The following is a 19,256-nucleotide window of genomic DNA, read 5'->3' as shown; positions in this document are numbered from 1 at the left end:
TCTGGATATGGCTTCTGCGACGGCATTGGCACGCACGGCGCGGCTCCGAGATTCTGACCGAGTTGAGGCAGAGAGAGCCGCGACATGGCGCGGCTCTCAGTGTCAGTGTCGCTCGAAGTTTGAGTCTCCTCAGCCTTCGAACACCGTTCAGCGGGCTCGGCTGATCAGGCGTCGTCGCCGGCGATATCGCCGTCGTCGGAACCACCCACGACGCTCGTGTCGATGCGGGCATACTGCGTGTTGAGGCCGGTCTCGATTGTCTGGCCGAACGCAGAGAGATTGGCCGCAGCATCCGCAGAGGCCGTCGCATTGGCACCGACGTCGCTGTCACCGCCGACATTTCCGACGGTTGCGTCAGAATCGGTCCAGCCACCGTCGATGCACCCGGCATCCTGGCTGACGGAAGCCCAGCCGCTGTTCGACACGGACGGACTCATCACCAGATCGTTGTCGGTGAGAAGCTGATCCTGCAGACCGCTGAGGACGTTACCGTCTCCGCCGACGCTCAAGATATCGTCGATACGGCCCTGGAGCCCGTCGAGATCGACGAGATCATTGTCTTCGAGGCAGTAATCGTTGCTGATATCGGTGTAGGAGCTGGCATTGAAGGAATCGGTCAGCGTGTGATTGCCGACATTGTCCACGTTGACGCCGAGCGTGTTGCCGCTGTTCGTCGTGTTGACATCGTCATCCGACCAATTGGTCGTGTTTTCCTCGGTGAAGTTTAAAGCCTTCGCGATATTGACCGAGGAATTGCCGGAATCTTCCACATCGACGTCGACCGTCTTCGACACCGTGTTGGTGTTGTCGCTGCCGACTGACACATCCTTGTCCACGGTGAACGAGGAGGTGTTGAGGGAATCGACCACCGCCATATCGATGTCGTCACCGGCATCGTTGTCGTCGAAATCGAGACCGTCCTGATCGTCGATATCCTGGTTGTCGTCATCCGAAAGATCGTTGCCGCTCATGAAGGAGGAGCTCAGATTGCTCTCGGAGCCGTCAACGAAGTTGTGGCTGCTGTCCTGGAACGCACCCACAACGCCGGCACTGGTGCTGCCGGTGTTGTTTTCTTCGGGCGCCGGAGGAGCCGGATTGAAGTTGAACATAGCGTTTTCCTTTGAAAGTCGTCGCTCGCGCAGGCACAGCCGGAGCGTTTAGGGCGATGCCCGCAAGCGGATGTTGAAAGAATGCGTATCCGGCCGAAGCCGTGCGCATAGGATCAGGTGTCGTCGCCCATGATGTCGGAGTCCGCGCTGCCGCCGACCACATCGAGATTCATGCTGGCGTACTGGATGTTGCCGCCCATGCTGATGCTCTGGTCGAAGCCGCTGAGGTCCGCGAGAGCGTCCGCGCCGGCATTGGCGTTGCCGCCGACATCGCTGGCACCGTCGACATTCCCGACGCCGGAGGTCGCATCTGCGTAGCCGCCGTCGATATTATACGCCGCCTGATCCAGATGGCCGTTGTTGGTGACGGTCGGATTGGCGACGAAATCGCTATCCATCATCGTCTGGACCTGATCCAAAGCGAAGACGTTGCCGTCACCGCCGAGCGACAGGAGATCGTCGATATTGCCGCAAAGGCCATCGACGTCGACGAGATCGCTGTCGGAGATCTGCTCCATCTTCGTATGGATATCGGTGTCCGACCAATTGCCGACATTGCCGATCGTCTCGTTGAAGCTGTCGGTGACGCCGACATCGGCAGTGTTGTTGCTGCCGGTCGTGTTCACGTCATCGTCGGAATAATTGAACGTGTTGGTCGAGGAGACGTCCGAACTGAAGTCGGAGGAGAACGTCTCGTTGCCGACATTGGAGACGTCGACGGACGTGTCCGACGTATAGGTCGATTCATTCCCGCTGAAGTAGGATTCGTCGGTATCGATATCGGTCGTGCTCGAATTGCCGGAACCGAGAACCGCGACGTCGATGTCGTCGCCACCGTCGTTGTCGTCGATGTCGACCACGTCCTGATCGTCGAGATCAAGATTGTCGTCGTCGCTCGCGTCGTTGTTGCTGAGAACGTCGAAATCCTGGTTCGTCACAGACGCATCGACGCCGTTCCCCCAGCTGTCCTGGAATGCACCGGCGACGCCGGCATTGGCGAATGCCAGATTGTTACGGTCAGTAGCCATTTTCACTTCCCTCTGGTCGAGAGACCGCCGGGGACCGCAACCCGTCATCTACGCGGATTGAACGGCTTCAACAGCCTCTCGCGTTGGTCGGAGCCCTGGTGGGCCCGGTTGCCGGAACATCCAGCAACTGCGCCAATGGTGAGCGACGCAGAGGCAAATTGTCTCTCAGGAAATTCCCCGTTTCCGCGTAAAAAATCCTGACACGACAGAGTTATTCCTATACAGATAACATGTATTACCCTAAAGAGCGTCAGGAATAACCTGACACTGCGCTACTTCTGCTGCATTGACTTTGAATCTGAATGCCGTCGACCTTAGCCTACGCGAGATAAACTCAAAGAGGTTCATCGGTGGACGAGACCTATCCGGCGGACGACGCCGCAGCCGATTCGCGCCTTCCGGAGCCACCCACCTTCCAGGCGTTCTCCGCCCCGCCGCGCGGTTTGCAGGAGCGGCGGATGCGCATCTTCGCCACCATCGGCAACCTGGTGCTCAACTGGTCGAACAACGAGAGCCTGTTCGTCCACGTCCTCATGCTGCTGATGGAAACCGACCACCCGACCTCGGTCATCGTCTTCGGAACGCTCAACACCACGCGGGCGCGGCTCGATCTCGTCAACAGGCTGGCGAAGGCAAAGCTCCGCGATGACGTGATTGCCAAGAAATTGAAGCTTCTCGTGAAACGTTTCGAGGCGGCGACGAAGCTGCGCAACGAGCTCAACCATTCCATGTTTGCGGTCGACCAGCTCGGCGAGATCACGCACACAAACCTGATGCGGATCGAGGAGAAGCGGGGCCGTATCTATTTCGGACGTGAGCGTCCGCTCGATGACCAGCGCCTCGACGAGATGAACGAAGCGGCGCACTCGATGACAGAACTCAACCGCGACCTCTGGCAATTCCTCCCTGAGCTCGAACGCCATCTGCGGGCAAACACAGAGAAAAACTCCGGCGGGCCCCTTCCCTCCCCTGACCGATGACAATACGAAACGCCCGAAGACACAAATAAACTCGAAAAAACATATAGATTCTAATTTTTAATTAGAATAACCTCTGCTTACGGAGCACCCAAGGTACACGCAGAACGTGCCTCTGCTCAGGGGGAAGCATGCAAGCGGAACAGGAATGCGCGCTGTGCGAGGAGATATCGCTGCTACACGACATCGTCGGCGCGTCTCTGAGTTCGCTTAATCTCAAGCTTCTTCAGCTGACACGAAAATATGCCGACGACGAGCTGATCAGAGATATTGGTCGCGACGTCGACCAGATCTCTCCTCTCATCCATCGCATCTATTCGGCCACACAACTTTCCCACACCTGCTCAATTTCTCTCGACGAATTCGTGCGCGCGATGGCTCCGGTCATTGCAGCCCGCCATCATCTGCAGATCGACCTTCTTTCCTCGAAAGAAAACGCCGGCTTTTTCAGCCTGCGTTTCTGCCTCGTGGTCGCCTGCGCAATCGAACGGATCATCGCCGCCGCACGCTGTCTCCGGCACGATGATGCTTTTGTCGCAGTCAGCCTTTCAGCTGTGGACCGATTTACAGTTGTAGCGCATATTGAAGCAAATTTTAAAGATGGATGGGGAAATCCTGAAGGTTCGTTAGAAGACTTCGTTTTTTCGACCGCCATACAGAAGACAAGAGAAGAATTCTCACCACTCAGAGTCGAGATCCGACCCTCGAATGGGCAGAATGCTCGGTTCTCCATCTCCCTGGAGGCAAAAGACGATGCAAGCAGCTTCGAAAGCGTATCGCATAGGCGTCGTGGATGATCATCCCTGCGTAATCGCAGGCATCCGTGCTGCGTTGGAATATGAAGAGGGGTTCGAATTTTCCGGCGAGGCGCGCACCGCCGAACAGGCTTTGGCGCTCGCGGAAAGCGGCACCCTCGATGCGCTCGTCGCCGACCTGAGCCTCCCTGGTGCAGCGGAAGGCGCCTGGCTGCCGGAGGCGATCGCAAGAGCGCCGTCTCTTCCGGTCCTCGCCTACACGATGCATGCGGACACACGCATTCTTCAGCGTGTGTTTGCGCTGGGCGTCACCGGATACGTGCTCAAGAGCTCCGAGGCACGCCACCTCATCGACGCGTTGCGTCTCGTTCTCTCCGGCAGGCGCTACATCGACCCCTGCCTCGCCACGCAACTCCTGCCCTGTGTCAATGAAGGCGAGAATGACAGCGAGGAGACGGAGATCACCCGGCGGGAAGAAGAGACTTTGAAGCTCACCGCTTTCGGCTTCAGTATCAAGGAGATCGCCGGGAAGCTCTGTGTCAGCCCGAAGTCTGTCGAGACCTACAAGCGTCGCGCGGCGCAAAAGCTCTCTCTGCAAAGCCGGGCCGATATCGTCCGCTTCGCGATTGACCGAGGATGGCTGGACATAGACCGCTCGCCCCTCTCCGCGCTCGATCGCAAGCCGAATGCCTGGATCGCCGACACCTCACGGACCTCAGCTTCGCATCGCGGACGCTCCATCTTCTGAGATTGCCGCGCAAAGGATCGGGACAGCGCGCCTTCAGCCGGCGACGCCGCCCGCTCCGGCCATGTGCCGGACCACAGATGGCCCCCAGATCCAGATGAGATAGGCCCCGCAGACGAGGCCGTCGGCAACGATTTCGGCCCTGCCTCCATAGCCGCGCCAGCGGCGCATCGGCGGCAGCACGCCCCGCGCCTCGATCACGGTCGTCACCCGCTCCACGTAGATCACCAGAAACACCATGAGCGTATCGAGACGCCGTGACAGGCGCCGCACTGCCGAGACTGGCCCCCGCCCGCTTGCCGCAGGTGTGGCCGCCTCGAGCGCATCGGCGGTGTAGCGCGTCTCTCGCATGGCTTCCGCCAGCACGTCCTGCGCCCGCTCCATGAAATGCACGACGTAATTGACGACCGGCACGCGGCCGAGAAAATCGACGAGTTCGGCGCGGTTGTTGTGCACGAAGACGAGGAGAAGAAACATCGCACAGGGGATGCGGAGAAAGAGGAAGTCGCCGGCGAGCATCTCGAAGGCGGCCTCGGGCGTGGCGCCGCGCACAATCGCCACGCCGAAGGCGGAGACAACGAGGACGCAAGCCGAGATCGCCGGGAGCAGAAGCGCATAGACCGGCAGTCTGAAACTCTTGCGCAGATAGAGGCTTCGCGCGACCACGCCGAGCGCCGGCAAGACGAAGTCGCCAAGGCTGCTGGCCGCCCCGCAGGCGAAGGCAAGTGCAAGGAAGAAGATCATATGAGATGGCGCACCGTCTCGGCGTCGATCTCTGCCTCATGGCTGAAGATCATCGCCGACAGTCCGGTTGCCGCGTTGATCTGCGCAAGCAGGATTTCCATCTCCGGCCGGTCGAGCCCGGCGAAGGGCTCGTCGAGAACGAGAATGTCGAGCGGCATCGCCAGGAAGGCGAGAACATAGAGGAGCTTTTTGCGAGACAGCGGGAGTTCTGCGACCCGCACGTCCCGCCCCACCTCGGGAAAATGGTCGCGAAAGGCGCCGCCCCGATCGAGTTCACCCACCGTCAAATGCACCGGCAGACGATCGGGATACTGGAAGATGGCGGCGATCCGGCTCCCCTCCCGCCGCCACAGCCGGCCATCATGGCGCGCGTCGATGCCGACGAGACCGCGGGCGAGTGACGTCTTGCCCGTTCCGTTCGGGGCCAGGAAGAGCGCATGCTCTCCCTCCCGCAAAAGGGCAGAAAAAGGCCGCGCCAGGCCTGCATGACCAAACCCCTCGGCAACGAGGATGGGCTCGGCGCCCTCACGCGCCGGGTCGGTGAGGAGAAGCGGCGCTCGCGAGGCGCATGCCTCCCGTACGCTCGCCACCTCGACCGTTGCGACACGCCCGGCCGAAATCGTCACCGCGCGACGACAGAGATCGGCGAAATCTCCCCGTCCCCCGTCATAGATGAGAACGATGCGGGTCTCCCGGATCTCGTTCAACAACGTCTTCAGGAACGCCTTGAAATCGCGGTCGAGATTGGCGGCGCTCAAATCCAGGATCAGGAAGGGCGATCCGGTTTCCACCACGCAGGCGATATTGAGGCGGTGGCTCTCTCCCCCGGAGAGGGACTGCGTCGGATGCGCCAGGATCTTCGTCAGACCGTATGTGTCAAAAGCGGAAAGATCCGAAGGCACCTCCCGCCCGAGGGCGGCGAAGGAATAGCGGATCTCCTCGGCGACGTTGCGCCCGACGCTATACTGCTTCGGCTCGCCGAAAACGAAGCCGATCGTCTGTGCGCGGTGAAGACGGAAATCGAGGCCGGCCGGGCACTCTTCATCCGGCAGGGTGAGCTTGAACGACGAACCGTCCGGGAGCCGGAAAGAAAAGAGGTCGAGCCCGCGCACCGGGAAAGGCCGCCGCACCATCGCGCGCCCCTCGACGGGCTGCAAATACCTGGAAAAGCGCGCGAGCCCCGACAAGAGCTCAAGAAACAAAGAGGGACGCTCACTCGAAGCGGCATCGAGATAGACGATATCGCCCGCCTCCCAGTCGATGCGTTGCGGCACCGTGAAGGCATGACCGGCAATCTCGGCCGTGCCGGCTTCGACACGAAGATGCATCCCCGACGACATCACATATGGGTCAGGTATGACCGAGCGGCGTCTTGCGCAGCGCCAGGATCGCGGCGGCCGCGAGCGCCACATTGACCGCACTCGCCACGAGCAGGACCGGAATGAGCCCGCTCACCGGCGCCTCGAGGGCTGGAAAGACCCAGCCGATCAGCTTCGGCCCGACATAGCCGTTGCACACGATACCGGCCGGAATGGCAACGACCAGGAACCACACATCGTTCGAATACCGCAGGATGGCGCCGAAGAGAGATGCCCAGAGCGCCTGTTCCGCCGCAATGAAGAGATGCACCGGAACCGAAAACGGAAAGCCGCCCGAAACGGCTGAGAGAAGATGCGCGACCGCGGCCACCGGCGCACCGAGAAGCGGGCCATAGAAGCCGGCAACGAAATACGAGGGAAACGCGTCGAGGGCGATGGAGCTCGCACCGCCGAATTTCACGAAGCCGAGAAGAAAGGACAAAAGCGAGAAGACGGCAACGATGATCAGGGAGCGGGTCAGAGAGGAACGCATGAAAGGCACCGGGAGCCTTGAGGGGAGGAAACGCAGGGCAAGCGGCCGAAGCCGATTTCGGATGTGGGCGGAAGGGTTTGCCGAACATTTCCCTGACGTCAAGCCGCGTGACCTGCATAGCCGCCAACGTCACACGGAAAAACCGGCGCGAGAGGCCGGGATTTCCACAAGGATTTGCCGGCAAAATATGTTCCGACGACGTCTCTCCCTTGCCCGGAGGCGGGCGCGCAGTTTAGGCCCGCTCCAAGGTGGTCCCTCACCCGAGAGCCACCGTTTGCGCCAAATGTTCGGCCGCCCACGCCGGACGGCGCGACACCTCTCGCGGCGAAGGCGGGTCAATGATCCCCTTCACCGCCCACCTCCCGAAGAGCCCGCCGATCCCTCACCCGAACGGCGGCGCTCAAATCACCACACTCAGCCCGATTGGAAATGACGTTATGATGCAAAAGATCGCCTTGGGACTGGCGGGCCTCTTCCTGGCTGGAACGATCTCTTCCGCGAATGCAGGTCCCGCCGAGTTGAACGGCCGCCCCGCTCAAGCCGCCTCCTATTTCGAGCAATACTGCCTCGCCAACGGCGGAAACCTCACGAAAGCGATCGCCGCTCTTGCGGGCTCCAAAACCTTCGGCAATCAATCCGGAACGAACGCCGGATCGATCACATATGCGAGCTTCACCGGCCCCGACGGCATCAATGCCTCGGTCAAAATCGGCTTCTCGAGCATTGCCGACCATTGCAGCACCATCGTCATGGGCTCGGGAGACGGCATAGCCCTGAGCAAGGCGTTGGCGGACCATTTTGCCGGCAAGACAGGCGCGAACGCCTCCTCCGTCGAGCCCTTCGCCGATTACGGAGAAGGCGGCTACGCGGTTCCCTATAAAGGCGGCCAGATCATCGCCGCACCGATGACCACAGGCGTCCAACCCGGCATCGTCCACATCAACTTCTTCCCATGAGGATCAGCCCCGGAGGTTTACTCAAAACCTCCGGGGCATCTGCCCCAGGTTCCACGACTGCACCAGGGTTCACGACCCGAATGAAGCGCGCGGGAGCGCTCTCACCCCTCAATTGAAATCGGTGGCGCGGCGAAAGCTCTGGGCAGACGGCTGCCCGGCTTCGACGGTGTCTTCGGCATCCACGTTTCTCAGCATGGGGGCGACGACATCGGCCTTGCGCACGAAAAGCTCCTGCAGGTGCGAACACACGCGGCCGGTGGTTCCCTGCCGCCACACCAGCGACAGGGGCGAGGATGACCGCGGATGGACCACGCGACGCGCCACCAACCGCCCCGCCCGCAGATGCTCACGCACCATCACCTCGGGCAGAAAGCCGATGCCGGCGCCGGTCAGGTGGCCAAGAAGCTTGGTCTGGAGATCGGGCACGAGCAGTTCCTTCTGACCCGACAATTTCCAGGCGACCCGCTTCACCAGCCGGATCGCCGTGTCCTGGACATTGATCGCGGGAAAACGCCGCAAATCGTCATCGCTCAGCGGCTCGGGAACCTGGGTGAGCGGGTGCTCTGGCGAGACCACGAAAACCCAATGGATCGTGCCGAGCGCATGCGTGCGGAAATCGTCGTTGATCGTGTGAAAGCCAGGCGCACCCAGAGCCATATGCCCGCCATTGTGCAACAGCTCGTCCCACACCCCCATATAGACGGCGAGCCGCAGCTCGAATTCCGTATAGGGGAAGGCCCGGCTCAAATTGTCGAGCAGCTCCGCAGCCGCACCGGCATCGTAAAGAAGGTTGTTGATGACGAGCTTGAAATGCGGCTCGACATTGTCGCCGACCTGGCGCAGCTCGTCCGGCAATTCCTCGAGCCATTCGAAAATCTGGGTGGCTTTCTCCAGGAGAACCATCCCGGCCGACGTCAACGTCACCTGACGGGTGGTGCGCACGAAAAGCGGCGTGCCGACGCGGTCTTCCAGCGCCTTGATCCGGTAGCTGATCGCAGACGTCGTGCGATGAAGATGCTGAGCCGCGGCCGAAAAGCTCTTCAGCCGGGCCACCGCCACGAATGTGCGAATGGCCTCGAGATCGAGATTGGGCAGACCAGAGTTCATGGTGGCAGCATCTCTTTGCACAAAGCGCGGCGGAAAGAACAATCTCAGAAGACTGTAGCGATCCATAACGCAAGCGGCAAAAAGAATAGCTCGGGAATGCTTAAAGGGCACCCGCGTAGCGACCAAATGCCTCCGCAACGCTTTGGTCGCGGCAAACCAATGCCGGCAGCATTGCCCGGGCGGCGAACGCCATTCCCGCCAGACAATCCCATCCAGAACTGTGACCGATCTCTGCGATGCGTTCAAAATGCGGTCTGAGGTCTGCGCCGCCGTCAGAGATTTCGGTAAAAGCGTCGATCAGACTGGCCGCAGCCTCACCCTTTGCGGCACAGGCCAGATAGGCGGCGCTGATCGCGTTGGTTTCCGTCGCAGCGAGCGGCAGAACCGAGGAGGCCAGCCGATCGGCGAGGTGTGGCGCACCGAGGCGCTGCAAGGCAACCAGAAAGCCCGCGAGGAAATCGTCGCCGGAGGGCGTCAGGCCCGGTCCGAGGCCGAGCACCCCTTTCACGGAAGGCAGAGGCGCGTCTCTGGCGACCTCTGCACGGCCTGCCCACCCCATCAAAGCGTCGATGATCGGCAGAGCCTTGGCAAGGACGGGATCATCTGAAGCGAGGTGGTCTGCTGGGACATGACCATCCAAAGAGATAATCAGTTTGCCGAGGCCTGCCGGACGAGCGTCCTCCGCCTCGGCTGCCAGCCGGCCGAGACCGCGGGCAAGACTGTCCGCGCTGGTGAGCAAAGGCGGAGAAGCCCGCCACGGCCGGACGCTCCGCGCATCGAAGCAGAGATCGTCGACGAGGAGCCTCCCCGCCTCGGCCACCGCCCTCTCTCCAACATCAAGCCATGACTGCCAAGACGCAATGCCGGCCATCGGAGCGAGCAGATGCAAAGGCCCCGGCCCAAAACCCGGCGGGCCGACGCAGATGAGGCCCTTCTCGAAAGACGCATAGAAGCTGCGACGGAACACGGCGATGATCCGTCCCTCGCCGCCCGCTGGGAGAACACGAGCAGCCCCGGCACCCGCCGTTGTGACCGGAAAGAGACGTATCACCGCCGGCTCCTTTCCTAGGCGAGATCGTCCGCCGTGACGGACGTTCCGGCCTCACCCTTCAGCATCGCGAGCGCGTCCTCAATGCGTCCGATAAGGACACGCTTGCCGCCATTTTCCAGGAACGTGATGGCCGCATCGATCTTCGGCCCCATGCTACCCGGGGGAAACTGTCCATCGGCGCGGTGGCGGCGGATCTCCGAGAGAGTGACCTGCTCGAGAGGCCGCTGTGTCGGCTTGCCGAAATCGATCGCGACCCGCGGCACCGGCGTCAGGATCATCAAATCGTCGATGCCCAGGAGGTTCGCCATGAGGACGGACGTCCGATCCTTGTCGATCACCGCCTCCACGCCGTGGAGATCGCCTTCCGCGTCCCGCACCACGGGGATGCCACCGCCGCCGCCGGCGATCACGACGGCACCGGCCGCCGCCGCCGTGCCGATCATCGCCGTCTCCACGATATGGCGAGGCTCGGGCGACGGCACGACATGGCGCCAACCACGCCCGGAATCCTCGCGCATCTCCCAACCCATTTCCTGGGTCAGAGCCCGCGCTTCTTCCTCATCGTAGAAATAGCCGATCGGTTTTGTCGGATTGTCGAAGGCGGGATCATCGGCATCGACCACCACCTGCGTCAGCATATAGACGACTTCGCGCGCAACACCGGCGCGCCTGAGCGCGTTCTCGAATGACTGCATCAGGACATAACCGATACCGCCCTGGCTGTGGCCGCCGCAGACGTCGAGCGACATCGGCGTGACGCGGTCGCGCGCGATCGCGTTGCGCATCAGGATTTTTCCCGCCACCGGGCCGTTGCCATGCGTGAGGACGAGTTCGGTGTTGAGCTCCATCAAAGGCAGGAGCGTTGTCGCAAGACGCGCGCCGACCTCGAACTGTTCCGCCGGAGTGCCGCGAATGCCCTCCGGATGGGTGGCGTTTCCGCCAATGGCAATCAGCAGGCGCGGAGGGATACCCTCGGTCATCTCGACCTCCTGGTTGTTTGAAGATTTGCTTGGACTTGAGACAATCGGGGCCCGTTCCCGGCCGCGACAGCGGTCGAGGCGAAAACCCGATCAAAAAGCGGTTCGAAAAAGAAAGGGGGCGGGGCCCTCAAAGCGCCCGCCCCGTCTCAGCCGATCCGGCTTAGGCGGTCTTGGAGCGCGCTTCCACGAGGGCCTCGAACGCCTGTTCGAAGCATTCGAGCGGCGGGCGCACGACACCGGCGCCGACCTGGCCGATGCCCGGCTCGCGGTGCGCGATACCGGTGTTGATCACCGGCGTGATGCCGCTTTCCACCACACGCCGCACATCGAGACCCATGCAGGCGCCCTGGAAATCCCAGGTCGGGATCTGCAGCGTCGTGTTGGCTTCCACATAGATCTCGCGCATCTCTTCAGACGTCTCCAACGCATCGTTGAAGCCGCCCGAGCCGACGAAGCGGGTGACACCGGGTGCCGCAACCATCGCCGCCCCGCCGACGCCGAACGTCTCGGTGATCGCGCTGTCGCCGATATCGGGATTGGCGTCATCCTGCGAATAGCCGGTGAAGAACAGGCCGACCGGCGTGTTGACCGGCGCCGTGAACCATTGCTTGCCGAGCCCGGAGACGCGGATGCCGAAATCGCGGCCGTTGCGGGTCATCGCCGTGACGATGCTGCCCTCGCCCACGGCGTGCCCGGCATCCATGACACATTTGCAATAGGCCATGGCCACGTTGAGGAAGAACTGGTCGGTCCGCTCCAGGAAGCGCAGAACCTCTTCCTTGTCGGCGGCCGACGCACTGCCGATGGCGATGTCGGCGGCGAGCGCCTTCAACAGAAGCGCCGAGGCGGCGATGTTGCGCTGGTGGAACTCGTCGCCCATCGTGATGGCCTGCGACATGATCGCGGAGAGCTCGAGCCCGTCGGAATTGCGCTTCAGAGCCTCAGACAGGACCGGGGCCAGCACGTCGCGCATCCACGCAAGACGCGTCTGCACTTCCCCCTCGAACGCACCGAAGCGCATCACCTTGCCGATGCCCTCGTTGAGGTTGCAATAGGCGAAGTTCCCCTGATTGGCGTTGCGCACGACGAGGACCGGCATATTGGCGGAGGTGATGCCGCCCATCGGGCCGACCGCCGACTGATCATGGCAGGGCACGAAACGGACGCTCTTTTGCGCAAACGCTTCGGCCTCTTCGGTCGTCTTCGCCCAGCCCTCATAGAGACAGGCACCGAGGACGGCCCCCTTCATCGGGCCGGTCATCGCCGCCCATTCGATGGGGGGGCCGGCATGCATCAGGACATGCCCTTCGGCGAGCGCCGGGATGCATTCATGCGCCGGGCGGACATCGACGAGATAAGGCCGCGCGCTGCGCATTTCGTCGAGAACGGCCGCATTGGCTTCGTTGATCGTTGCGTACATTTTTGAAAACTCCAGATTCAGATCAGGGACGCGGCCATGCGGCGCAGCTTCTCGGTCTTGTCGGAGACCGGTTCCCATTTGAGGTGGACGACATCGACGTCGTTGCTGGCGAGATCGTCGGCAAAGCCGCGAAGTCCGATGTTGATGACGGCAGGCGGCTCGCTCAGAAGCGGAGACGCTTTCGCCGTTTCTGCCCTCGCGGGCGTGATCAGCCGAAGCGCCAGGAGGACGGCCATGCGCACGCTGTCTGCGATGAGGATGCCGGCATCCTCGAGCGTCTTCGCCTGCGCGGCGTAATCCTGTGGGTCCTCGCTCACGCCGGTAAGATTGGCGATGACGGTGATCGGCGCCTTGTCGCCGCGCGCCGCCCGCATCTCTTCCACCGCCCGGGCAAGTTCACCGGCAGGATCGGCATGGCTGCCGAAACCGAGCACGACGTCGACCAGCAGGATGGCCGCATCGGCGTCCTCAGCGAGCGCGTGGATCATCTCGTTGCGCCCGAACGGGTCGATCATCGGATGCGGCCGACCTCTGGTGTAGAGATCATCGCCGAGATCGATGATGCGATGCTCCGCCGTGCGCAGCATGAAGCCTTCGTCATGGGCGGCATCCGGCGACAGATCCAGAGCCTCGGCGAGAAGCTGTGCGGCCTCTCCGGCGAGCGTGCCGCCGGTATAAAGACCGCGAATACCCTTCGCCGTGACGGCCGGCACGCTCGCTGCCTGCTCCTCGACCCTTGCGAGATCGACGGCCAAGGCTGCCGCCTCGTCGAGCGTGCGTGTCAGGTGCAGATCGCCGTAATCCCGACGGTCGGGATGATCGCCCAGGAAGAGGGCGACGGCCGGCTTGCCAAGCTGCTTCAGCTTGTCGAGAAGCCTGGCCCGCACGGCCGCCGCGGGGGGTTTGGAAACAAAGACGACGACTTTTGACGCCTCGTCGGCGGCCACGAAATCGAGAGCGGTTTCGGCGGAGGTCCCGCCGATTTTCTCCGACAGGTCGCGACCACCAAGGCCGAGGGCATGGCTGATGCCCATGCCGCCACGGGCGATCTGGCACGTCACTTCCTGGAGGCCGGTGCCGGAAGCACCGACCACGGCGATCGGGCCCTGCGGGATGCGGTTGGCGAAGGCGAGAGGCGCCTTGCCGACGATCGCCGTGCCGCAATCCGGCCCCATGACCAGGAGCCCGCGCTCCCGCGCCTGCTCCTTGAGGTCACGCTCTTCTTCGACGCTGACATTGTCGGAGAAGATCATCACGTTGAGGCCGGCATCGAGCGCCTCTTTCGCCAGACCGTGGGCGTACTGCCCCGCCACGGAGATGAGCGCGAGATCGGCTTTCGGAAGCTGGTCGCAGGCGCGCCGGAAGCTTCGCGCCACCGGATAGCGGGCCTTCGACCCGCCCTTGGCCATGGCGGCAAGCCGCTCTTCCACCTGGGCGGCGACCTTGTCGGCGACGCCCGCATCCTCGCCTTCCGCATCGATGACGATGCACAGATCGTTCGGCGTGGCGTCATCCAGATCGTCGTGCCACATGCCGGTTTCGCGGAAGACGTCCTTGTTGGCGGAGGTTCCCATCATCACCGACACCCGGTTCACCTCGGGAAGAGACGAAAGGTCCCTGGAGAGAACCATCAAGGTCACGGAATCCTGGAAGTTTCCTTTGATCAGTCGAGCACTGAGCATCTCAACTTTCCTTTTCGACCGCAGACTTGCGGACGTCTTTCATGAACATCATGCCGAGCATGCCCACGATCAGGATGACGGCGGAGAGATAGAAGTTGGCGGCGAGGCTGCCGGTGGCGTCGGCGATCATGCCGGCGATCGTCGGAGCGAGGATCGAGGACGACATGCCGACGAAGTTGAAGATGCCGAAGGCGGTGCCGTAGGATTCCTTCGAGGCGTTGTCGGCGACGTTGGCGATCAGCACCGGATCGAGTGCCAGCTTGCCGAAGAAGCCGTAGACGCAGATCGCCGCGATCATCTGGTTCACGTCGTCGAGGAAGGCGATCGAGACGAGGCTGATGGCCGCGATCGGGACGAGAACCAGAACCAGCGGACGACGCTTGCCGAGCCGGTCGGAAATGTGGGCGAAGAGCAGCCCGCCGGGAATCGAGACCCAGGCCACGAGCGAGGCGATGTTGCCGATGTTTTCAGCCGGAATGCCGCGCTCTGTCTGCAGATAGTAAGGCAGCCAGGTCAGGATCATGAAGAACCCGAACAGCGAGCAGAACACCATCAGATAGGTGAGGAGCAGGTTGCGGTTCTTGATGAGCGACTTGAAGGACGAGCCTTGCGACGTGCCCTCGGCGCTTTTGGCGCGCGGATGCTCCTTGACCAGAACCCAGATCAACAGACCCGTGATCATGGTCAAAACGGCGAGCACATAGAACGGCATGCGCCAGCCGAGATCGAGCGTGTAGGCCACCCAGCTCGACATCATCAGTCCGAGCGCAATGCCGAAGGCCATGCCGGAATTGATGATGGCGCTGCCGAGGGAGCGGAATTTCTGCGGAATCTGTTCCGAAGAGATACCGTATTGCGGCCCGTAATAGGTGCCCTCGCCCACCCCGGTGATGATGCGCGCGGCAATGAGCTGCGGGAACGTCTTGACCATGCCGCTGACGGCAGTGAAGACGCCGAAGAGCAGGAAGCCCGGTACGAGGACCTTCTTGCGGCCGATGCGGTCGCCGAGGATACCGGCCGGGATCTGGAGGGCGGCATAGGCCAGGAAGAACAGGGAACTGATCAGCCCCAATTCGGTCCCATTCAGGCCGAATTCGGTCTGTATGTCCTGCATCACTGGGCTGAGGACGGTTCGGTCGGCGTACATGAACACCCAACCGAGCCAGAAGAGGAAAATGGTGATCCACCAGCCGGGGATGCCACCTTTTTCTGCGGCCGCCGTCGACGCTGTAGCCGAGGCGCGGCCTTCAATCGGGACTTGCTCGTTCATCCGAGGTCTCACCCTTCAAGGAGTTCGTTTCACTCCTGAGACCCTAATGACTTTTCGAAGCCGGATTTTACGAAACTTTCCAACAGAGCGGGCCGCGGAGACGGGCAAAACCCCTTGAAAACCCCGGGATTCCGAGCCGCAAGATTTGTGAAGGCGGAGCCTCGGAAGCCGCTTCGACGTCACTCTTTCAAACAGTCCTCGCTCGATTGTTGAACGGATTGCCGTCGCCCAGCCTCAAAATCAGCCAATCCGCCCTCAAAGACGCCGGCGCGCACAAGCTCAGGCCGCGTTTTCGGGCGAACGCCTGCTCGAAACTCGTCGTGACGGGGCGATGAACTGCACGGAAATGGACCTTGCCCGAAGGCACAGGAGACCGTCCCATAAAGACGATGCCACGCAGCCGAAGCGCCTGCTCGAAGCGCCGCCCGCGCCGTACCTCAGCAAAAGCGCGGATCCGAAGAGGTGTGAATGTAGAGAGAGAATCCCAAGAAGCCCGCATACCGGAGCTTACAGTCAACGCCTGATGTCCGAAGCGAAACCCACGGAATCGTCGCATCAAAACTCAGGCGCTGGTACTCCCTAGGGGAATCGAACCCCTGTTTCCGCCGTGAGAGGGCGGCGTCCTAGACCGCTAGACGAAGGGAGCAGCGGCGTCAGCCTGGCAGGCGAAAGCGCCCGCGTGAAGCATCGGAGGCGCTATGTGGCATGACCCGCGCGGCGATGCAAGAGGCGACGAGACGAGAAATGAAAATCCCGCTTGCGAGCCGGACAGCGTCCGATCCACCCGGCCCGTTGTGCGGACGAGGCGCCCGTAGAACGCCGCAAATCACGGCAAAAGGCTCGCTCCCCACCAGCGCCGCAAGGTGCGACACACTCAACGCGCCCCAAGGTGCGAAACACTCAAAGCAGCGCAAGGAGCAAAACAACAACGGCACGGCAAGGCGCAGGAGCCGCGGCGCGCCATTGCGGCTTGGCGCGTGCGGGTCCTGCCACCTGCGGGTCTTGTGGCGTGCAGTTCTTGCCGCCTATTCCGGCAAGCACAGCCCCTGCCCCCAGCCAACCGCGCTCTCAGGCCCTCGATCAGCCGCCCGGGAGCAATTTGACACGGTGCAGGATCGTGCCGCTCGCCGCATCGAGGACAAGAAGCTCTTCGCCCCGGCCCTCCTGGCCGTCGCCGCGCGCCGCTTCGCTGATCCGCAGAAGGATGTTGTCGCCGTCGAGCGCGGCCGACGTGACGGTGGATCCCGCCGGCAGCCGCACTTCGGCGACGCTCGGCCCCGTCCCGGCCGGGGCACCGAGGAGACCGAGCTTGTAGACTATTGCGCCGAACACGGCGACAAAGCCCAAAACCATGGTCCCGAACGAAACGATCAACAGGCGGACGAGCCGCCGGCGCACTCTTTCTGCGGCCGGATCGAGAGGCTTTTCGTCGTCGTCGCCCACCGGCGGCAGTTTTCCGGGGCGCTCTTTGGCGGATGCGTGAGGCGTCATGAAGGATCACGAAAGCGTGTTGGATTACACTGTGGAGCCGGACGAAACCGGCCTGCGCCTCGATGCCTTTCTGGCTGCCCGCGCCGATCGTCTGTCGCGCAGCCGCCTCAAGGCTTTGATCAAGGACGGCCATGTCCGCGTCGGCGCGCGGAAATTAGACGAGCCGAACTACCGGGTCAAACCCGGCGAGACGGTCGAAGTGGACCTGCCGGAGCCGGAAGAAGCCACCCCGCGGCCGGAAGAGATCCCGCTTGCGATCGTTTATGAGGATGATGATCTCGTCGTCGTCGACAAGCCGGCGGGCATGGTCGTTCATCCCGCGCCCGGCGCTCACAACGGGACACTCGTCAACGCCCTCCTCCACCATTGCGGCGACACGCTTTCCGGCATCGGCGGCATTCGCCGTCCGGGCATCGTCCATCGCCTCGACAAGGACACGAGCGGTCTTCTGGTGATCGCCAAGAACGATGTCGCCCATCGCGATCTCTCGGCGCAATTTGCCGATCACGGCCGCGAAGGCCCGCTGAAGCGGGAATATTGCGCGCTCGTCTGGGGCGTGCCGCAATTGCGCGCCGGGTCGGTCGATGCCCCGCTCGACCGCGATACCAAGAACCGCGAAAAACGTGCCGTCCGCCGCGGCGGCCGTCATGCCGTCACACACTACCGGGTGGAGGAAACCTTTCAGAACGGGCTCGCAAGCCTCGTCACCTGCCGTCTCGAGACCGGTCGCACCCATCAAATTCGCGTGCACATGGCCCATATCGGCCATCCGCTTCTGGGCGACGCACTTTACGGCTCAGGCTTTCAGTCGAAGGTCGCAAAACTTCCCGCAGACGCGGCCGACGCCCTTCACAGCCTCGCCCGCCAGGCCCTGCATGCCCGCTCGCTCGGCTTTCGCCATCCCGAAACCGGCGAGACAGTGCTCTTCCATTCGCAACTGCCGAGCGATTTCGAGACACTTCTGAACGCCTTAAGAAAGCCTTCGGAAGCCTTACAAGGCCGTAATTAGGAAGCATCGCAAGAGCCGTGATAGGCTTGACGCAACCCAGGACGTGACAAAAGTTAGACAGGCGGGGTCGAAAGCTCTGCTCCAAGACAATCCACGAGTGCACAGGATGCGGCCGCTCCGCGGCGCCTCCCGGTGTCGACTCTTCTGATGACAGGCAATCCCGATGGCCACAGGCAACATCCCCGTCGTATCCACCGCCGAAGGCGGTTTGTCTCGTTATCTCGACGAGATTCGCAAATTCCCCATGCTCGAGCCGCAAGAGGAATATATCCTCGCCAAGCGCTATCAGGAGCATGACGACCGCGATGCCGCGCATCGTCTGGTGACGAGCCATCTGCGCCTCGTCGCCAAGATCGCCATGGGCTATCGCGGCTATGGCCTGCCGATCGGCGAGGTCATTTCGGAAGGCAATGTCGGCCTGATGCAGGCCGTCAAGCGCTTCGATCCGGACAAGGGCTTCCGCCTCGCCACCTATGCGATGTGGTGGATCCGCGCCGCGATCCAGGAATATATCCTGCGCTCATGGTCGCTCGTGAAGATGGGCACGACGGCCAATCAGAAGCGGCTCTTCTTCAACCTGCGCAAGGCCAAGAGCCAGATTTCGGCGCTGGAAGAAGGCGACCTGAAGCCCGAGCAGGTGGCAACGATCGCCAAGCGTCTCAATGTGAGCGAGGAGGAGGTCATCTCCATGAACCGGCGGTTGTCCGGTGATGCCTCGCTCAACGCGCCGATCCGCGCCAATGAAGGCGAAGGCGGCGAATGGCAGGACTGGCTGTCCGACGATGAGACGGAAAGCCAGGAGACGAACCTCATTGCCCAGGACGAACTCCAGCAGCGCCGCGCCATGCTGAAGGACGCGATCGAGGTGCTCGACGAGCGCGAACGGCGGATCTTCGAGGCGCGTCGTCTCTCCGACGAACCGCTGACATTGGAAGAGCTGTCGGGCGAGTTCGGCGTCTCGCGCGAGCGTGTGCGCCAGCTCGAGGTCAGGGCCTTCGAAAAGGTGCAGAAGGCGATGATCCGCGCCTCCAAGGAACGCGACCGCGGCGCCCAGCAGCGCCTCCTCGCCGACGCCTGAGGC

At 62.3% G+C, this 19,256-nt stretch carries 18 protein-coding genes and 1 tRNA gene; 6 read left to right on the top strand and 13 right to left on the bottom strand.

Features of this window, described 5'->3' with window-relative positions; translation table 11 throughout:
• Positions 1-164 precede the first annotated feature (164 nt).
• Together EO094_RS04525 and EO094_RS04520 are read right to left on the bottom strand one after the other, a co-directional pair.
• Entirely contained in the window at positions 165-1,109 is a 945-nt protein-coding gene (locus EO094_RS04525) for a hypothetical protein (protein ID WP_128291081.1), read from the bottom strand.
• 113 nt (positions 1,110-1,222) lie between these two features.
• Positions 1,223-2,137 (bottom strand): hypothetical protein, encoded by a 915-nt coding sequence (locus EO094_RS04520; protein WP_128291080.1) that lies wholly within the window; start codon positions 2,135-2,137, stop codon positions 1,223-1,225.
• A gap of 350 nt (positions 2,138-2,487) precedes the next feature.
• On the opposite strand from EO094_RS04520, the gene EO094_RS04515 reads away from it, so the two are divergent.
• The 3 genes from EO094_RS04515 to EO094_RS04505 all read left to right on the top strand — a co-directional run bounded on the left by EO094_RS04515 (position 2,488) and on the right by EO094_RS04505 (position 4,617).
• Positions 2,488-3,117 (top strand): hypothetical protein, encoded by a 630-nt coding sequence (locus tag EO094_RS04515; RefSeq protein WP_128291079.1) that lies wholly within the window; start codon positions 2,488-2,490, stop codon positions 3,115-3,117.
• A 128-nt stretch (positions 3,118-3,245) separates the two neighbouring features.
• Positions 3,246-3,911 carry a hypothetical protein gene (locus EO094_RS04510; protein WP_128291078.1) on the top strand — a complete coding sequence of 222 codons (666 nt, stop codon included), beginning with the start codon at positions 3,246-3,248 and terminating at the stop codon, positions 3,909-3,911.
• On the top strand, positions 3,868-4,617 hold the full coding sequence (locus EO094_RS04505) for a response regulator transcription factor (protein ID WP_164879554.1): 750 nt from the start codon (positions 3,868-3,870) through the stop codon (positions 4,615-4,617). The genes EO094_RS04510 and EO094_RS04505 overlap by 44 nt, the downstream gene beginning before the upstream one ends.
• 33 nt (positions 4,618-4,650) lie before the next feature.
• Here the strand turns inward: EO094_RS04505 and EO094_RS04500 are convergent, their stop codons facing one another.
• From EO094_RS04500 to EO094_RS04490, 3 genes are read right to left on the bottom strand one after another with little or no spacing between them, the layout of a single operon-like run.
• Positions 4,651-5,358 carry a hypothetical protein gene (locus EO094_RS04500; protein WP_128291076.1) on the bottom strand — a complete coding sequence of 236 codons (708 nt, stop codon included), beginning with the start codon at positions 5,356-5,358 and terminating at the stop codon, positions 4,651-4,653.
• A complete protein-coding gene (locus EO094_RS04495; RefSeq protein ID WP_128291075.1) occupies positions 5,355-6,686 on the bottom strand; it encodes an ABC transporter ATP-binding protein in 1,332 nt (443 codons plus the stop codon). Before EO094_RS04495 ends, EO094_RS04500 begins: the two co-directional genes overlap by 4 nt.
• A gap of 22 nt (positions 6,687-6,708) precedes the next feature.
• Positions 6,709-7,209, bottom strand: a complete 501-nt coding sequence (locus tag EO094_RS04490) for an ECF transporter S component (RefSeq protein WP_128291074.1) — start codon at positions 7,207-7,209, stop codon at positions 6,709-6,711.
• A gap of 437 nt (positions 7,210-7,646) precedes the next feature.
• Between EO094_RS04490 and EO094_RS04485 the strand changes: the two genes are divergently transcribed.
• Complete coding sequence (locus EO094_RS04485) at positions 7,647-8,165, top strand: hypothetical protein (RefSeq protein ID WP_128291073.1); 519 nt, start codon at positions 7,647-7,649, stop codon at positions 8,163-8,165.
• Between the two features lie 108 nt (positions 8,166-8,273).
• On the opposite strand, the gene allS is transcribed toward EO094_RS04485, so the two are convergent.
• The 8 genes from allS to EO094_RS04445 all read right to left on the bottom strand — a co-directional run bounded on the left by allS (position 8,274) and on the right by EO094_RS04445 (position 17,166).
• Positions 8,274-9,272 (bottom strand): HTH-type transcriptional activator AllS, encoded by a 999-nt coding sequence (allS, locus tag EO094_RS04480; protein ID WP_128291072.1) that lies wholly within the window; start codon positions 9,270-9,272, stop codon positions 8,274-8,276.
• 100 nt (positions 9,273-9,372) lie between these two features.
• Entirely contained in the window at positions 9,373-10,323 is a 951-nt protein-coding gene (locus tag EO094_RS04475) for an oxamate carbamoyltransferase subunit AllH family protein (protein WP_128291071.1), read from the bottom strand.
• A gap of 14 nt (positions 10,324-10,337) precedes the next feature.
• Positions 10,338-11,303, bottom strand: coding sequence for a carbamate kinase (locus EO094_RS04470; protein WP_128291070.1), 966 nt, complete (start codon positions 11,301-11,303; stop codon positions 10,338-10,340).
• A 160-nt stretch (positions 11,304-11,463) separates the two neighbouring features.
• A complete protein-coding gene (locus tag EO094_RS04465; RefSeq protein ID WP_128291069.1) occupies positions 11,464-12,723 on the bottom strand; it encodes a YlbE family protein in 1,260 nt (419 codons plus the stop codon).
• Between the two features lie 17 nt (positions 12,724-12,740).
• On the bottom strand, positions 12,741-14,405 hold the full coding sequence (gene fdrA / locus EO094_RS04460; protein ID WP_128291068.1) for an acyl-CoA synthetase FdrA: 1,665 nt from the start codon (positions 14,403-14,405) through the stop codon (positions 12,741-12,743).
• A 1-nt stretch (position 14,406) separates the two neighbouring features.
• A complete protein-coding gene (locus EO094_RS04455) occupies positions 14,407-15,675 on the bottom strand; it encodes an MFS transporter (RefSeq protein WP_128291067.1) in 1,269 nt (422 codons plus the stop codon).
• A 570-nt stretch (positions 15,676-16,245) separates the two neighbouring features.
• Positions 16,246-16,321, bottom strand: a tRNA-Glu gene (locus EO094_RS04450).
• A 434-nt stretch (positions 16,322-16,755) separates the two neighbouring features.
• Entirely contained in the window at positions 16,756-17,166 is a 411-nt protein-coding gene (locus EO094_RS04445; RefSeq protein ID WP_128291066.1) for a hypothetical protein, read from the bottom strand.
• On the opposite strand from EO094_RS04445, the gene EO094_RS04440 reads away from it, so the two are divergent.
• Complete coding sequence (locus EO094_RS04440) at positions 17,165-18,175, top strand: RluA family pseudouridine synthase (RefSeq protein ID WP_128291065.1); 1,011 nt, start codon at positions 17,165-17,167, stop codon at positions 18,173-18,175. The two genes, EO094_RS04445 and EO094_RS04440, sit on opposite strands and share 2 nt — an antisense overlap.
• Before the next feature lie 163 nt (positions 18,176-18,338).
• Positions 18,339-19,253 (top strand): RNA polymerase sigma factor RpoH, encoded by a 915-nt coding sequence (rpoH, locus tag EO094_RS04435; RefSeq protein WP_092815711.1) that lies wholly within the window; start codon positions 18,339-18,341, stop codon positions 19,251-19,253.
• Positions 19,254-19,256 lie beyond the last annotated feature (3 nt).

Origin of the sequence: Afifella aestuarii (assembly GCF_004023665.1) — a bacterium.
Taxonomy (GTDB): domain Bacteria; phylum Pseudomonadota; class Alphaproteobacteria; order Rhizobiales; family Afifellaceae; genus Afifella; species Afifella aestuarii.
This window is presented reverse-complemented; position numbering and strand designations above follow the sequence as displayed.

Excerpts from the sequence above, each read along its gene's own strand:
- EO094_RS04465 (WP_128291069.1), bottom strand. The coding sequence starts at position 12,723 with ATGTACGCAACGATCAACGAAGCCAATGCGGCCGTTCTCGACGAAATG.
- EO094_RS04455 (WP_128291067.1), bottom strand. The coding sequence starts at position 15,675 with ATGAACGAGCAAGTCCCGATTGAAGGCCGCGCCTCGGCTACAGCGTCG.
- allS (WP_128291072.1), bottom strand. The coding sequence starts at position 9,272 with ATGAACTCTGGTCTGCCCAATCTCGATCTCGAGGCCATTCGCACATTC.
- EO094_RS04485 (WP_128291073.1), top strand. The coding sequence starts at position 7,647 with ATGATGCAAAAGATCGCCTTGGGACTGGCGGGCCTCTTCCTGGCTGGA.
- EO094_RS04440 (WP_128291065.1), top strand. The coding sequence starts at position 17,165 with ATGAAGGATCACGAAAGCGTGTTGGATTACACTGTGGAGCCGGACGAA.
- EO094_RS04500 (WP_128291076.1), bottom strand. The coding sequence starts at position 5,358 with ATGATCTTCTTCCTTGCACTTGCCTTCGCCTGCGGGGCGGCCAGCAGC.
- EO094_RS04470 (WP_128291070.1), bottom strand. The coding sequence starts at position 11,303 with ATGACCGAGGGTATCCCTCCGCGCCTGCTGATTGCCATTGGCGGAAAC.
- EO094_RS04490 (WP_128291074.1), bottom strand. The coding sequence starts at position 7,209 with ATGCGTTCCTCTCTGACCCGCTCCCTGATCATCGTTGCCGTCTTCTCG.
- EO094_RS04525 (WP_128291081.1), bottom strand. The coding sequence starts at position 1,109 with ATGTTCAACTTCAATCCGGCTCCTCCGGCGCCCGAAGAAAACAACACC.
- EO094_RS04520 (WP_128291080.1), bottom strand. The coding sequence starts at position 2,137 with ATGGCTACTGACCGTAACAATCTGGCATTCGCCAATGCCGGCGTCGCC.
- rpoH (WP_092815711.1), top strand. The coding sequence starts at position 18,339 with ATGGCCACAGGCAACATCCCCGTCGTATCCACCGCCGAAGGCGGTTTG.
- fdrA (WP_128291068.1), bottom strand. The coding sequence starts at position 14,405 with ATGCTCAGTGCTCGACTGATCAAAGGAAACTTCCAGGATTCCGTGACC.
- EO094_RS04445 (WP_128291066.1), bottom strand. The coding sequence starts at position 17,166 with ATGACGCCTCACGCATCCGCCAAAGAGCGCCCCGGAAAACTGCCGCCG.
- EO094_RS04510 (WP_128291078.1), top strand. The coding sequence starts at position 3,246 with ATGCAAGCGGAACAGGAATGCGCGCTGTGCGAGGAGATATCGCTGCTA.
- EO094_RS04505 (WP_164879554.1), top strand. The coding sequence starts at position 3,868 with ATGCAAGCAGCTTCGAAAGCGTATCGCATAGGCGTCGTGGATGATCAT.
- EO094_RS04495 (WP_128291075.1), bottom strand. The coding sequence starts at position 6,686 with ATGCATCTTCGTGTCGAAGCCGGCACGGCCGAGATTGCCGGTCATGCC.